Source organism: Nocardia bhagyanarayanae (assembly GCF_006716565.1).
Taxonomy (GTDB): Bacteria; Actinomycetota; Actinomycetes; order Mycobacteriales; family Mycobacteriaceae; genus Nocardia; species Nocardia bhagyanarayanae.
The window spans coordinates 4,757,442-4,773,272 of the sequence record NZ_VFPG01000001.1 but is presented as its reverse complement, the minus strand read 5'-3'; the positions used below and the strand labels follow the sequence as shown (position 1 = coordinate 4,773,272).

At 67.0% G+C, this 15,831-nt stretch carries 9 protein-coding genes; 4 read left to right on the top strand and 5 right to left on the bottom strand.

The features are described 5' to 3' along the window. Window positions 1–313 precede the first annotated feature (313 nt). On the bottom strand, window positions 314–4,042 hold the full coding sequence (locus FB390_RS20560) for a P-loop domain-containing protein (RefSeq protein WP_141810400.1): 3,729 nt from the start codon (window positions 4,040–4,042) through the stop codon (window positions 314–316). 459 nt (window positions 4,043–4,501) lie between these two features. Here FB390_RS20560 and FB390_RS20555 point away from each other — a divergent pair, with 459 nt between their 5' ends. Beyond that, window positions 4,502–5,071 (top strand): hemerythrin domain-containing protein, encoded by a 570-nt coding sequence (locus FB390_RS20555; RefSeq protein ID WP_141810399.1) that lies wholly within the window; start codon window positions 4,502–4,504, stop codon window positions 5,069–5,071. A gap of 78 nt (window positions 5,072–5,149) precedes the next feature. On the opposite strand, the gene FB390_RS20550 is transcribed toward FB390_RS20555, so the two are convergent. Next, entirely contained in the window at window positions 5,150–5,557 is a 408-nt protein-coding gene (locus FB390_RS20550; protein WP_141810398.1) for a hypothetical protein, read from the bottom strand. A 289-nt stretch (window positions 5,558–5,846) separates the two neighbouring features. Here FB390_RS20550 and FB390_RS20545 point away from each other — a divergent pair, with 289 nt between their 5' ends. The 3 genes from FB390_RS20545 to FB390_RS20535 all read left to right on the top strand — a co-directional run bounded on the left by FB390_RS20545 (window position 5,847) and on the right by FB390_RS20535 (window position 7,594). Next, on the top strand, window positions 5,847–6,077 hold the full coding sequence (locus FB390_RS20545; protein WP_141810397.1) for a DUF6400 family protein: 231 nt from the start codon (window positions 5,847–5,849) through the stop codon (window positions 6,075–6,077). A 73-nt stretch (window positions 6,078–6,150) separates the two neighbouring features. Then, on the top strand, window positions 6,151–6,735 hold the full coding sequence (locus FB390_RS20540) for an NADPH-dependent FMN reductase (protein ID WP_141810396.1): 585 nt from the start codon (window positions 6,151–6,153) through the stop codon (window positions 6,733–6,735). A gap of 238 nt (window positions 6,736–6,973) precedes the next feature. After that, window positions 6,974–7,594, top strand: a complete 621-nt coding sequence (locus tag FB390_RS20535; RefSeq protein WP_246124124.1) for a DoxX family protein — start codon at window positions 6,974–6,976, stop codon at window positions 7,592–7,594. A 58-nt stretch (window positions 7,595–7,652) separates the two neighbouring features. Here FB390_RS20535 and FB390_RS20530 read toward each other — a convergent pair whose 3' ends face one another. The 3 genes from FB390_RS20530 to FB390_RS20520 form a co-directional block, all read right to left on the bottom strand. Then, window positions 7,653–13,115 (bottom strand): ATP-binding protein, encoded by a 5,463-nt coding sequence (locus tag FB390_RS20530; RefSeq protein ID WP_141810394.1) that lies wholly within the window; start codon window positions 13,113–13,115, stop codon window positions 7,653–7,655. A 259-nt stretch (window positions 13,116–13,374) separates the two neighbouring features. Continuing rightward, on the bottom strand, window positions 13,375–13,596 hold the full coding sequence (locus FB390_RS20525; protein ID WP_141810393.1) for a GNAT family protein: 222 nt from the start codon (window positions 13,594–13,596) through the stop codon (window positions 13,375–13,377). A gap of 32 nt (window positions 13,597–13,628) precedes the next feature. Next, the gene (locus FB390_RS20520) at window positions 13,629–15,701 is read right to left on the bottom strand and encodes a M13 family metallopeptidase (RefSeq protein ID WP_141810392.1); all 2,073 of its coding nucleotides are present in this window, start codon (window positions 15,699–15,701) and stop codon (window positions 13,629–13,631) included. Window positions 15,702–15,831 lie beyond the last annotated feature (130 nt).

The following is a 15,831-nucleotide window of genomic DNA, read 5'->3' as shown; positions in this document are numbered from 1 at the left end:
TCCTTCGCGGCCATCGGCCACCCCGAATGCGCGACCATCCCGCAAGATGTGGGCCCCTGCGGATACTGGGCGCGCGTGGCGGATACGGGCCGTTCATCATGCTGTGGGGAACGGTCGTCACCGCAAGCTTCGGAGCAACAGTGTGGCTGGTTGTCGTAGCCGTACTCGGTCTCGTCGCAGCGCTACGCCGTCGCCGCAAGTAATACTCCGACGCCGGCCCTACGACGAGATTCCGACCGGTCGTCAGTAACTGTCCAGGTGAGGTGAATCTCCATCTCGCCGTGCACGACACCGACCTGCGCCGTCTCCGCGCTCAGCTGTCGTCCGAGGGAGAACGCCGGACTTGTAGGACGTATATGCCCAGATCGGTACTGGCGAGGATCATTTCGTCGGGCTGGACCACGAGTTGGAGCACTGCGGAAGGGAGCCGGATCACCTGATTCGGTGCACGGCTCTCGGCGCTTCGCGGACGCTCCGTGGTGTCGGTGGCCGAGAGGAGTGGTGCGGGATCGATCGGGAAGTCGTGCCAGAGCGCGACGCGGCCGTCCGTAGTTCCAGCAGCCACCGTCGTGCCATCGGGTAGCGCGGCGATCGAGGTGATCTCGCCGTGCGGCTCGATGTGGAGGTTCGCGAGGTAGAGGTTCTCGTCGAGGGACTCGATCGTGATGTCGGACCAGCATCCGTGCACGAGGGCGGCTCCGTGCGCGGTGTGGATCGATGTGGGGCGCGGTCCGGCGAACAGGGAATGGTCGGTGCCGAGAACTCCGTGTTCGACCGAGACGCGGTGTAGGCGCCCGGCCCCGCTGAGCAAGACCTCTCGTCCGCCCGAACCCGTGATCGCGCTCGTCCAGTCGATCAGGTCGCATTCTGGCGGGATACCGTCCAGCGGCACGTCCCGGCCGACCCAGTGGCCCTCAGCCGAGCTCACCACCATCACCGCCGGGCCGCCGCCGCGCCGGGTGCCGACCACTGTCAGGAAATCACCGTCGTCCTGGATCTGGGCGACGCCTGCTACGTGCAGTAACTCGGGAAAGGTCAGTGTGAACTCGATCGGTTCCGCGTCGCGAGAGATCTGCCACAGCCGGACGGCGCCGTCGTCATCGGCGCGGCCGGACGCCGCGATCCACAGGTGGGTGTCATCGATCCACATGCGGACCGTGTGCACGGTCAGTTGGGCGGCGTGGAAGGACCAGGCGGCCGACCCCACTCGTACCCCGATGTGGTCATCGTCGACGACGACCACCACCAGTGTCCCGTCGGCGTCGACAATCGCGTCCATGGCCCGGATCCGTTTGCGGAACTCGCCTACGGTCGGCGCCAGCGGCCACGGGGTTGCGGCGAGCGGCCACGCCCGAATCACTCCACTGCCACTGGACTCGGCCGAGAGCAGGACATGTCCGTGGGCCGTCTCGGCGAAGGCGACCGCACCGAGCGGCCGGCCGTACGGCAAGACGATTCCGGCGTGGGCAACGAAATTCGGGTCGGTGACGAGGTAGACGATTTTGCCGTCTTCGCCCGCGCTGACCAAGTGGACCCGATCGTCGACGTGCATCAGATCGAGGCAGTTCACGCCTCCGAACACTGTGGTGATGCCTTCGGACGGATAGCGGCTCCCATGTCCCACACTGTCGCGCTGCACATCACGGAAATCGTTGCTGCCGGACCCGCCACTGGTCAATTGCATTGGAATCCCGTCCATGAACATCAACTGGAAGTACCGATGCCTCTGTGATGCCGGGAGATGGTCGCAGACTTCGAGATAGGCGGGGTCGTCGCTGAGGGCGATGAGGTGGACACGGCCGTCGCTGTGACCGACGGCCAGCATCCGGTCGGTGTCACTGACTTGCACGGACTTCACTGCGCGCGACCAACATCCAGGCGAGGCGCTCCACAGAGGACCGCTGGAGTCGGCGCGTTCGGCCGCATCGGCGCTGACGAACCACAGCGACACTGTGCCTTCGGCGCCGCCCGAGATCACCAAATACGGTGACGGGGAGCTCAAGGTGAACACCGGACCGTCGTGCGCGTGCCACGGCCCGGCGAGGACCGCCCCACCGACAGGATGCACGACCTCGATGACACCGTCGGCGTACCCCAGAACCGCGGCGTCACCGGAGTCGAGCACGACTACGGTGCTGGCGGTGATCAGCACATCCGGCCGTGTCGGTATCGAGGCCACCGCTTCGAGGCGGTCGAGGTGGACCAGCGTCACCGATACGCTGCCGGTCACCATCAGGTACTCGCCGCCCTCGAGGGTCAGCAGCGCCAATCGCGCCGGTGAACCGGACGAGGTCAGTTGCAGCTCACCCTGCGCGTCCTGCGCCGACAGATCCCACAGCCGTAATGTGTCGTCGACACCGAGCGTGGCCACGACGTCGGCGCCGAAACGCCGTAGCGCCAGCAGATCCAGTACCCCGAGGGGGTGGGCGCCGATGAACGTCGATGGTGTGTGGCGCACCGACTCCACCCACAATGGCCGCCACGCACGTACCAGGGTCAGTCGCGAGAACTGGTCGGCGATATCGCGCGCACCGATCTCGAGTGCGGCCAGCTCGAGCTGCGCGGCACGTTGCCCGGGATCGAGGTCGGCAAGAAGCCGGCCGACACGAGCGAACACCTCGGCATGCCGGTGCCCGCGAGGCAGGGCAGGCAGCTCGCGAAGCAGCGCGGTCGGCTCCACAGCGACGAGGAAATCCGCATATGTCACCAGCGCGCCGAGTTGCCCCGCGGCCGCGGCGTGGACGACCAAGTGGAGACGGCAATAGGGGTCGGCTTCGTGCCAACGGTCGGCGTAATTGCGAACGAAGAATTCTACGATCGCGTGGTGTGCTTCTTCGGAGTGCACATGCTCGAGGGTGAGGAACTCGCGGAAGGAGTTGTGGTAGATCCGCACCTGCCCGGTGTCGGTGTCGCGCAGCAGGAATTGGGCGCACTCGTCGAGGGCGTAGCGCACTTTCGACATCGGCAGTCCGGTGATTCCGGCCAGCTGGGTCTCGGTGAACCCCGCGGCCCGGGCGACGGCCAACGCGGCCAGGACCGGTTGTTGCCATCCCCACCACCGCTCTCTGGACCGAGCCAAGCTCGAGGCAACCCATCGCTGGTACAGGTCGGTGAGCCCGGTCGGAAACTGAAACGACCTGGGATCGATGGCGCCTGCCTCGACCGGGTGCGCGAGGTCATCGAGTAGGTGGCGGGCGAAAAGGAAATTGCCGTCGACGACGATACTCAGAATCCGCGCCAATGCCGTTCGCAGTGTGTCTTCAACCGTGGGTAGTCGCCCGCGAATATAGGTGATCAGGTCATCGCGGTCGGGGCTGTCGTCGTGCAGATCCACCGCGGCGACGGGTAGGGCCTTCAGCACCCAAGGGTCGGGTCGACTGGTCACCACGAACCGTAATCCAGCCGGCCCGCTCGTATCGGAGGCGACGCTTCCGATCAGCTCGGCGATGTTGTCCCGAGTGTCGTAGTGATAACCGCTGGACAGATCGTCGACGACCACCAGGACCTGCCCGTCCCATCCCGCGGCGGCGACCACTTCCAGTGGCCGCCGGACCAGCACGGTGAACGCTCGGCGTGCCGATATCGCGCCGGCGAGGTGGATTTCGACATTGGTGGCCGTCGCGTTGGATTGCATCGACCCGATGGTCTGAGTGGCGTTGATCGACAGGTGTATCCCTGTGCTCTCGACACTACTGGCCAACGCACGGTGAAAACCTGGAATCTCGCGGGCCAGGAACAGGGACAACTGGGCGACGAACTCGCCCGTGTCGAGGGTTCGTTCGTCGTTCCCGTCGCAGAAGTGCGCGTACAGCGTCGCGGTCGAAGGAAGTTCGACGACACGGGGGTCGGTTCGCGGATCCAGGGTGCGCTGCAGGGCGAGTTGAGCGGCGAACCAGGTTTTTCCGGTTCCCGGCGGGCCGGTGATCAGAAGGACACGTTCGCCGCTGGTCAGCCACGATCGCAGTCGACTCGTAATCCATTCTCGCGGAACGAGTTCAGCACGCAGCCGCTCCTGGTCGGGGATGCCGAGGGTGGGGTCCACCGCGATCAGCCGGTGCGACGGTCCGGATCGACACCGACGGCCTCGCCTCCCGTTGCGATCGAATCGACTCTTACCGTGGAGTCGATCGAGGCGACGCCCGACGCGAGCGCACCCAGGGCCCCCGGTGCCAACGGATCAGACAATCCCCCACCGCCTTCGATCACTCGATGCCGAACCAGCACCGCGTCCTATCGTCCCACCACCGGGTCACCGCACAACTCGAATCCTCGATCACGGCCAGTGCGCCACCACCTCGATCGCACAGGGCCCGGACGGCCACACCAGCGGACAGCCACGACTCGGATCGCGAGGAACGGTTCGGTAATCGGGCCTCGGCCTTCGAGTCGTCGGCGGGGCCGGTGAGTTATCGTCGAGCCTCTGAGGGACATGCCAGCCGCCTCGAGGGACGGTTTGCCCTGGCGTCCAGTACTGACCTGAAATCGATGTCAGGGAGGAATTGTGGACATTACCGAGCTGATCCTCGACGACCACCACGAGCAGCGGCGGCTGTTCGCGATCCTGGAGCAGATCGATCGCACGGAGACCGGAGTGCTCTCCGCGATCTGGGGCAGACTGGCGGCCTTCCTCGAGCTGCACGCGCAGGCGGAGGAGGAGATCTTCTACCCCGCGCTGCTGCAGGCGGGTATCGCGGCCCGGCGCGCGGGCGGCGTGGAGGACGAGACGATCGACGCCATCCACGATCACAACGAGATCAGGGACGCGGTCGCCGAAGTGGCGCGTCATCAGGTCGGCACCGATGACTGGTACGCGGCTGTCGCGGCGGCCAACCTGGCCAACAGCGATCACATGGCCGAGGAAGAACGCGAGGGCCTCACCGATTTCCGTCGTCTGACCGGCCTGCCGCGCCGCCATCAACTGGCCGTCGCCTTCGCCGCCTACGAGGCGCGAAACTACGCAGGCGTCCAACCCGTCGACAAGGATCCCGTCGGCTACGTCCGCGCGACGGAGAAGAAGCTGCGGACCACCGCGAGCGGCTCGCTGAGTGTCGGCAGCATGAAACGGACCTGACCCGGCAGAGCGGCCGCGGCGCGAATATCCGCCGAAGCCGCTACAACGTCCGTCGCACCATGGCGAATCGGGTGCGCGCTACGGCACGGTGAACTTCTTCGCCTGTCCGGATACCACGATCCCGTCGCGGTCGACGAGTGCCACTCGCACCTGCGCCTCGGAACCCGAGGTCGGCTGGGGCTGGCTGGGGTCCGTTGTCAGGGGGACGGTGGCGCTCTGTGGCGAACCGTCGCACTCGACGGAGTTCTGGATGCCCTCGGCGGCGGGACGGTCGCCGTTGGGGTCGCCCATCATCGCCTGGATGCTCACCACCCCGGCGGAGTCGTCGCAGCTGTAGTCGACCTGGACCATGTTCGATCCGGCGCCGGTGATGTCGAGAGTCGCGGCGGCGAGCGCTGGAGCGGCGGCCACCACCGAGGCCGCGGCCATCGCGGTGAAGACAACGGCGACGCCGACAGGGCGCCGAGAGTTCGGGGTCGTCATCATGGGATTTCGTTCCTCCTGTGTGGCGGACATGGATCACGGAACACAACGGGAAGAGACGCGGTACGCATCGCACCGCCCGCATCCATGGTCCAGCCCATTGCTCGCCGCGGTGTCAGAACCGCTCGAATCGGCTGTCACGGCCTGCGCCGACCGGAATCGGGGAACCGGGCACGGGCGTCGAATGTGACGAAATCCGACCAGGGAACGTGATGCACGTCATTGCCCGAGAAGGCATGGTTGGGCATCGTCATCAATTCGTTATCGGAAGAACCTGGTTGGAGACGCCCCAATGGCCGACCACAATTTTGTTTACGACCTCACGCTGGACGAGGCACGGCGGCGCAGCGCCGTCGTCGCGGCGCTCGGTGACAACTGGGATCCGGTGGCCGCGCTCGCCGAGGAAGAGCGGGCGTACGACATGCTGTACTCAAATCTCGACGATGAGCAACAGCGAATCTACGACGAACTCGTCCAGGCCGGGATCCTGCCGGAGAGGACGACGGGCCGTATCGCCGGCTGATCTCACCTGACATTTTCGACCGCTGTGGCGTCGGAAGGTCGTAAGCACCTTCGGCAAAGCAGGAGTTCGGGACATGATCAGAATCGGCATCATCCTCGGCAGCACCCGGTCCAACCGCAACGGCCCACAGATCGCACAGTGGGTTCTCGACACGGCATCACAGCGCGGCGACGCCGAGTTCGAACTGATCGATCTGCGCGACCATCCACTCCCGCATCTGGACGAGGCCACCCCGCCGCTGTTCGGCCCATCGGTCAACGAACACACTCGAGCCTGGGCCCAGCGGATCGCCCCGTTCGACGGCTTCGTGATGGTGACACCGGAATACAACGGCGGCGCACCCGGCGTGCTGAAAAACGCCATCGACCACCTGTGCGCGGAATGGACCGACAAGGCGGTCGGATTCGTCTCCTACGGCGTGCACGGCGGCGCCCGCGCCGTAGTACAGCTGCGGACGGTCTGCGGCACGCTCGGCATGGCCGACGTGGGCTATCAAGTCGCCATTTCACTGCTCACCGACTTCGAAAACCACACGACCTTCACACCGCGCGACCACCACGCCGCCGCCCTGAGCAAAACACTGGACCAGCTCCTCGCCTGGAGCGCAGCGCTCGCGCCGTTGCGGACAGCCACCGAAACCACCCTCGTAGATTCCTGAGGAGCTGATCATCACGCAAGGTCGCCCGCGATAGCACCGCGGGCACCGGGCGCACGGCAAGTGGCCGAAATTCGCACCGGTCTCATTGGTGCAGCGCAGGCGATTTCCGGGAACCGGATCGAGATTCCTGACAAACTCCTCGCCGCTCTGACCGTCCCGCGAACCATCACGCGCGGATGAGGCCGACGCTCACGACAGAACAGATTCGCCGAGGAAGGCCGAGATGCACACAACCACAATGCCCCAGCAGGCGACCGACGAGAAGTCGGCCCCCGCCGCACGAAAAGACCGAGACTCGAGCCGGATCCGACTCATCGCCTTTTGGGCCACCACATTGGTCATAGTCTTCGAATTGGTCGCGGGATCGGTGTGGAACCTGGTGCCGATCGAATGGATCGAAATCCAGTTAAAACACCTGGGATATCCGCACTTCCTCGCCTACGTCCTGGGTGCGTGGCAGGTCGGCGCTGCCGTCGCGATCATCGCGCCGGGGCTGCCGCTGATCAAGGAATGGGCATACGCGGGTGCCTTTTTCCTGTGGTCGGGGGCCGTGGCGTCACATATGGCGGTCGGCGACGGCTTCGGGTCGTGGTCGGCGGCGATGTTCTTCACGATCTGCGCCATCGCGTCGTGGATGCTGAGGCCGGCCGACCGGCGGCTCCCGCGGACGCGGCTGCTTCGGGACCGCACCGTCGGCGCCGGACAAAACGAGGCCGGTCTGCCGGGAGCCGGCGTTCGCGGTTGGACCGTCGCGCTCGGGATCCTCGTTGTCCTGTATGCCGTTTCGTTCCTCACGCTGCCCGTCGTCGAAGACGTCATGCACGAGAATGCGGTCGAGCTCGGCTGGATCGACGAGTAGCCGCGCAGTCGGTGCTCACTGCCGGTCCGGCAGTGAGCACCGACAAGGTCTGACGGGATCAGCCAGGCAGACCCGCCTCGATGGCGGCGATGATGCGTGGGCGCATGTCGGAGGCGCTGATGATGGCGTCCACCGAACCGACTTCGACAGCGCGCTGGATGTTGTGCACGCGATCGAATTCCGCCGCCACCTCGCCGAGCTTCTCGGCGCGCACCGACGATCGGACCTCGTCCAGCTCCGCGGTCAGAGCCATGCGGTCGGCGCCGGCCGCGTTCGCCGCGCGCGCCTCCAGCTCCCGCACTCGGGGATCCGCCGCGGTCCGAGTGCCGACCTCACCGGAGAACACCACCGCCGCGGCCGGTGCGCCGCCGAGCACCGAGGCGAACGAACCTTCCAGCGCGAGCACGGTCATATTCGGGTTCAGCGCCTTCGAGAACACCACGAACGCGCCGCCGTGGTAGCGGGAGATCACGCAGAACACGATGGGCCCCTGGAAATTCACGATCGCGCGACCGATTTCGGCGCCGTATTCGAGCTGCAGCTTCCGCATCGATTCCGGTGAGCCGTCGAAGCCCGACAGGTTCGCCAGCACCACCAGTGGCCGGTTGCCACTTGCCGCGTTGATGGCGCGCGCGGCCTTCTTCGACGACTGCGGGAACAGCGTGCCCGCCGTGTAGGTGTCCGGACCGTCGGTGGACGGGAAGCCGCGCCTCGGCACGCCTCGGGATTCGATGCCGAGCAGGCACACCGGGATGCCGCCGAGCCGCGCGTCCTGCACCACCGCCGTCTCCGCGTCGGCCATGCCCGCCCAGCGTTCCAGCACCGGGTGATCCTGGTCTGACAGCGCCCGCATCACGGTCCGGATGTCGAAGGGCTTCTTGCGGTCCGGGTTGGCGGTGGCGGAGAAGATCTCGCCGACGGTCGTGAAGTCGCTGTCCGCCATGGCATGCGGGAAGTCGGAGATATCGCGATCGAAGGGGTCGTCGGTCCGCGACCGCCGCGGCGCTTGCTCACCGGGCGCCACATAGGTGTGGTCGTAGTGCGACATCAGCACGTCTCGCGCGGCGAGCAGATTCGGCGCCCAGTACTGAGCCTGCCCGTTGGGGCCCATCACGCGGTCGTAGCCGCCGATGCCGAAGTTGTCCTCGGCCGACACACCGCCGGAGAAGTCCAGCGACTGCTTGCCGGTGAGCACCATCGCGGATTCCGGCGTCATCACCAGGATGCCCTTGGTGTGCATGAGCATCGTCGCCTCGGCGTTCCAGTACGGCTGGGCGCCGACATTGATGCCCGCGACCACGATGTTGATCTCTCCGCCGTCCTGGGTGAACTCGACGATCCGCTTGAGCGCCGCCGCCACCCAGTCCATGTTCTCGGTGCCCGACGTCATCGAGATCCGGGCGCCCGAGGACAGCGCGTACCACTCCAGCGGTACCTGCATCCGTTCGGCGAGGTCCAGCGCGGCGATCACCCTGCGGCATTCCGGTTCGGACAGTGCGCCGAGCGATTTCGTGGGATCGCCGAGCAGCACCACCCTGGCGACGCCCTCCGGATGCCGCTCGGTCGGCGTGGTGACCACGCCTGCGACGATCGCGGCCGTGTTGTTTCCCTTGGGCCGGTCGACCGGAACGAGCGTGTGGTCGTCGTCGAGGTCGTACTCGGCGAACTCACCGAGCAGCCCGGTCAGTTCGTACGGGTACACGGTGTTGCGGCTGCCGGCTCGCAGCACCTTCTGCCGGTATTCGTCGAGCGGCTCGATCACCTCGTCGGTCCGTTCGCCGATGGTCACCGTGGTGCCGCCGGTGACGTCGAAGGCGACTCGCACGACGATCTTGACCAACTCGCCGGTCTCCGGATCGGGCTGGCGGGCGATGAGGAGGAGCTCCTCCAGCCCGGCGCCCACGGCCGTGGCTTCCACGCGCTCGACGATCGACTCCAACTCGGCGTGGGTGAGGTCGAGCGGGGGCCAGACGTACATCACGATCCGGTTGGTGTGCAGGCGTTTGCCCGACGGCCGCCGGGACTGCACTCGCCGAATCGCGTCGACGCAGGCGGTGATGGTGCTCTCGGCCGTCGGCAGCGCGAGCAGCCTGCCATCCTGCTCCCGCAGTGCGGCCAGATCACGGACCTGCGTGAACGCGATGAGTCGCTCGTCCGACGGATTCTCTTTCGCGACGCACCGGAACAGATAGACCTCTTCGTCCGAGGACGGCAGGCGGGTGAGGTCGAACTTGCGCAGCCGCTTCAACTGCATCCGCTCCGCGATGTACGGGTGCAGGCCACGGATCAATCGCTCTTCGGCCAATCCGGTGGCCGTCGGGCGGAAGGTGAAATGGTGGTGCATCACCGCACCGCCGCTACCCGCGACCGTCGCGGTGATTCGACTGACCTGATTCGGCAGCGGCTGTGCGCTGAGCGCCTCCTGCAGAGCCGCGGCCATCGCGTCGAAGTCTTCCGGCTGCTTCTCCCAGCCGAGGTAGATGTCGGCCTCGATGGACGGGGCGCCGCTCGCCAGTTCGGCGAGCCCGCGCAGCACGGTGCCGAGGGCGTCGAAGCGCACGGCGGCGGAGACGAGGGAGAGACCCCGGCGCTCGGCGATCACGAACGCGCAGCCGCCGACCTCACGGGTCCGAACGTCGGCAAGGCCCTTGTTGCCGTAGTACCGCCGGGTCAGCACCTCCAGCATGACCGTGTTGTCGGCGCTTCCGCGCGCCAGCCGCTGGCCGAGCAGCCGCACCAGCGGCTCGGTGCTCCGCACCATCTCGGCGAGGCGCTCGCCGCGATCGGGCGCGTCCGGGTGCGCGTCCAGGTGGCTCAGGTGCTTGCGAACATCGGCGTACACGCGGGCGCGATTACGCCGCAGCAGCGGCTGGCCGAACCACGCGTACACCAGTCCGCGAGTGAGGTCCGCGATGACGGGGAAGCGCACCTGTGTCGCGGCCACCAGCCGCTCCAACGTCAGACCGACGGGCTCGCGAAGCACCCGGTCCGGGACCGGCTCCCGCAGCCACTCGCGCAGCAAGGTCGTGATGATCGTGACGGTGTCGGCCGGACGTTGCTGGGCGAGGAAGATCCGGAAGACCGCGGCTTCGAGGTCGGGAGTGCGCGCCAGATCGGTGACGCCGTAGTGCTCGAGCGCCTTGCCGAGTTTGGCCTGGTAGGACGCGGGCAGCCCGGCACGCTCGACATCGAGGCTCTGCAGATAGGTGTGGAAGTACTCGCGGGCACTGTGGACGTGGCTTTGGCCGCCGTCCTCCTCCCAGGACCGGTTGTGGCTCAGTTCGGCGAGGTCGGCGAACACCTGCACGAGCTCGAGTTCTTCGGCGAGGGGCCTGCGGTTGTCGGCGATGGCGGCCCGGCGCGCGACGAGATAGTCGTCGACCACTCGGCGGTCGTCGTGCGGGTCGACGTCGAAGCCGAGGAGCAGGCTGCGCAGATCCTGCTGGCCGCGGGTCAGACGCTCGTGCGGTTGAACCGGTGCGGGCTCGCCGGGCAGATCCAGCTCGACCGAGCCGACCGCCGCGGTGTCCGCGTTCTCGTCGTCTTCGGCGAGCGGTTCCAGCCGCAGCAGTGGCGCGCCGGTCTCGACCTGAGTGCCGACGGAGACACCGCACTCCTTCAACCGGGCCCGGAACGGCGCGCGCAGCACGGTTTCCATCTTCATGCTTTCCAGCACCAGGACCGGCGCGCCCGCCTCGACCTCGTCGCCGACCTCGAGCGGCGTCGCGACGACCAGCGCGGGGGCCGGAGAGCGGACGACACCGCCCTCGTCGCGGCTGATCCGATGCGCCACGCCGTCGACGTCGACCATGTGGATCGGGCCGTGCGTGCCGGTGATCAAGCGGTACCGGGCACCGTTGACGACGATCTGCCCGGAGTGCCGATCGAAGCGTTCGAGATCCACGTCGGCGGTACGAATATCGCCACCCGCCTCGATACCGACGCGGAACCGATGGGCACCGACGCGCGCGACGCGCACGCGGTAGCCGACTCCGCGCAGCTTGAGGTCGTGCGGCCTACCGCTCTCGTGCTGCACCTGGGGTCGCCCGCCGGACGCCGTGGACAGCAGACGGTGCCGCTCCACCCGCTCTTCCTCTTCGTAGGCGTCGATGGCGGCAGCGGCCAGCGCGATGGTGGAGTGGCGGTGCGACACGAGACGGCCTTCGCCGCGTACACGGTCGATCCAGCCGGTGTCCGCGCTGGCATCGAGTACCTCGGGCTGGACCAGCAGGTCGAGCACGAAGCTCTTGTTGGTCACGCCACCCTCGATGACGACCCTGGTCTGCGTCAGTGCCCGGCGCAGCCTTGCCAGCGCTTCGTCACGATCGCGGCCGTAGGCGATGATCTTCGCGATCATCGAGTCGAAGTCGGCGGGAATCGTGTCGCCCTCGCTGACTCCGGTGTCGACGCGGATGCCCGGCCCGGCGGGCAGATCCAGCCGGGCGATGCGGCCGGGGGCGGGCGCGAAATCGCGGTCCGGGTCTTCGGCGTTGAGCCGGGCCTCGATGGCGTGCCCGCGTTCCGCCGGAGGTTCGCCCTCGAGCCGGCCTCCGGAGGCGACGAGCAACTGGGCCCTGACCAGGTCGAAACCGGTGGTGGACTCGGTGATCGGATGCTCGACCTGCAGGCGGGTGTTGACCTCGAGGAAGGCGAACTGCTTGTCACCGGGGTGGTACAAGAACTCCACGGTCGCGGCGCCGCGGTAGCCGACGGCGATGGCCAGCCGCTCGGCCGACGCCTTGAGCTCGGCCGTCTGCTCGGGGAGCAGGACTGGCGACGCCGACTCCTCGATGATCTTCTGGTTGCGCCGCTGCACCGAGCAGTCGCGCACGCCGAGTGCCCAGGCGGTGCCCTGGCCGTCCGCGATCACCTGAACCTCGACGTGCCGGGCGCCGGTGACCAGCCGCTCCAGGAAGACCACGCCGCTGCCGAAGGCGCGTGCGGCTTCCTGACGGGTGCGCTCGTAGGCGTCGACGAGTTCGGCTTCGTTCGTGATCACGCGGATACCGCGGCCGCCACCGCCCGCGGTCGCCTTCAGCATCAGCGGGTAGCCGATCTCGGCCGCGGCCGCCAAGGCGGCGTCCACGCTCTCGACCGCACCACGGCTCCACGGCGCGACCGGCACGCCCACCTCCTCGGCGATCAGCTTGGCGCCGATCTTGTCGCCGAGTTTGCGCATGGCCTCCGGGCTCGGGCCGATGAAGGTGACGCCGATCTGCTCGCACAACTCCGCGAACGCCGGGTCCTCCGCGACGAAACCCCAACCGACCCACGCGGAGTCGGCCCGGGTAGCCACCAGCGCACGCTCGAGTACCTTGAGATCCAGGTACGGGCGTGCCGACGCCGCACCGAGGTCGTAGGCGATGTCGGCCTCCCGCACGAACGTCGCGTTCCGGTCGACGTCGGTGTACAGGGCGACGGTTTCGATCGGTAGCCCGGTTTCCGCGGCCAGATCTCGGGCGGCGTGGATGAGGCGCATGGCGGCCTCTCCCCTGTTCACGATGGCGATGCGGCTGAACACTCGCCGGCTCCTTTCACAGAACTGGCCCGGGCGGGCGGGTTGGGACTACCGGTCCCGGGTAGTGTGCACCTCCATTTCCGCAGGTGCACGGCGTGCGGCTGTTACCCACGCGTAGCGTGGGGAATCTCTCCACTGAGGTTATGACAACAGTGGACGAATTCCCCGGCGGCTGACGGAATCGTTCGAACGCGTCGGTATACCTCATAGGTATTGACTCTGGACGCGGGAGCGTTTCGGGTCTTCGAGACGCGCACCGTCACTACCGTGACATCGACCTCGTAGGCGCAGGCTGCACGCGTACCCGGACGACGTGCCCGACGGTGACGAATCCAAGACGTCGGCAGATCCGTTCTCCGTACGGCGCGGCGGTGAGCACTACACGCCCGACGTCGGCTTCCAGCGCCAGCGCGACGGCGCGCTCGGTGAGTGCGGTGCCGATGCCCTGGGAGCGGTGCCGAACCAGCTGGACGGTTCGCCGCATTCGCTCGCGCAAAATGTGTTGTCTCCCGTTTCTCACATGGCGACTCGCTTGCCGGCTTCCAGATACATCCGGTCGGCGGGCTGGACACCGTACGCGGTGTAGAACTCCGGCATATTGCGAACCACCTGATTGACGCGGAATTCGACGGGAGAGTGCGAGTCGAGCCCGAGCATCATGGCCTGGTACTCGGGGCTCGCGCACTGCCGCCACATGCGCGCGTACGCCTGGAACAGCGAGCGGTAGTCCGGATTCGCCACGCCGCGACGCTGTTCGGCGAGCCGGAAGGCCGCCAGCGCCGTGGTCAATCCGCGCAGGTCGGCGAAATTCTCGGTGACGGTGAGCGTGCCGTCGACATGCTGCTCTGGTGTCAATCCTTCCGGTACGAGCGGGTTGTACTGGTCCACCACCAATCGCGCCTTTGCCTCGAAGGCCGCCTTGTCCTCCGGTGTCCACCAGTCACGCAGGATGCCGTCCGCATCGTATTTGGAGCCGCCGGTATCGAAACCGTGGCCCATCTCGTGCGCGATCACGACGCCGATGCTGCCGTAGTTGACCGCCGCGTCGGCATCCGGGTCGAAGAACGGCGGTTGCAGAATGGCCGCGGGCAGGCAGATGTGATTGAGTTCCCAACTGTAGCTGGCATTCACGTCGGCGGGTGTCATGAAATCCCATTCGCCGCGATCCACCGGCCGCTCCAGTTTCGCCAATTGCCAGGCGAATTCGAAGCCGTCCGCGGCGCGCAACGCGGCGACGAAATCGCCCTGCCGAATGGTCATTCCGGTATAGTCGCGCCCGCGCAAGGGCACGCCGACCAGTGCAACGACCTTGTCCACCTTGGCGACCGCCGTCTGCCGAGTGGCCTCCGACATCCACGAAGCCTCTCCCAGCGCGGTTCGGTAGGCACGCAGCAGATCCGCGACCAGCTCTTCGGCGAGCTTCTTGGACTCGGCCGGGAAATGACGTGCGGCATACGCACGACCGAGAGCGTCGCCGAGCCGTTCCCGTACCACCCGTACGGCCGTGCGCCACTGCTCCGGCGGCTGCTGGGTTCCCTGCAACGTCCGGTCGTTCCAGTCGAAGTGCGCCTCGGTGAACGCGGTGGACAGCGCCGGTGCGTAGCGTGAGATCACCCTGAGTCGCAGATAATCCCGCCACACGGCGATGTCTGTTTCGGCCCACAGCCGGGCGGCCACGGGCAGGTATCCGGGCTGGTCGACCACCACCGTCTCGAATCGCGCCGGCCGGTCGGTCACCCCCGCGAGCCAAGCGTCCCAGTCGAATCCCGGTGCCAGGTCGCGCAATCCACTCCACGAGTGGGGGTTGTACGACGACATGGATTCGATGACGGCTGCGAGATCCACGTGCCCGCCGGCGATTGCGTTCTCCAGCTCGTACACCCGCGTGGCGAGCACGTCCGGCTCCGGTACGCCCGCCGCGCGTCCGAGGCGTTCGAGGTAGGTACGGTAGGCGGCCTGCTGGTCGGCGTACCGCCCGTCACGGTAGAAGGAGCCATCGGGCATCCCGAGCCCGGATTGCGACAGGTAGACCCGGTGCCTGGTCGGATCCGTGCGATCGGCGTGGACTCGCACTGCGACCAGCCCCGGTACCCCGAGTGCGGTGAGCCTGCCCATCACCTTCGCGAGATCGGGTTTGCCGGTCGCTCTTTCGATATCGGCGAGCAGATCCGCGAGCGGGGTGATCCCGGCCCGGTCGCGCGCGGCGGTGTCGAGGCATCCGGTGTAGACCGCGTGCATGCGCTGTTCATCGGTCCCCGCCGCCGCGCCCGCCAACCCCTCGAGAATCTCGCGCAGTCGCAGCTCGGTGCGATCGGTGAGCTCGTCGAACGTGCCGTAGGTTGGCTTGTCCGGCGGTAATTGGAAATCCCGTAACCACGTCCCGTTGATATGCCGATACAGGTCGTCCTGCGGCCGGACGGCGGCGTCCACTCCCGACAGATCCGGTCCGGTCGATCGTTTCGGCGCAGTATCCGAGGTGCAGGCGGCGATCGACACCAGCAGTGGCACCGCCGCGGTGGCGCGAAGGAACCGCCGCCGATCCAGTCGCTGCCGTTGAAGTGATTCCGAATTACTGTCGCACCCAGTCATATTCGCGACAGTAAAAGCAGACGCGCGTTTCCGAATCGAGCAATCGGATGATCGTCGCTAACGCTGACGATGGACCCCGACCCTGACCGCACCCCGAGGCGAGCCCGTGATGGACAGTGCTTGTGCCCGC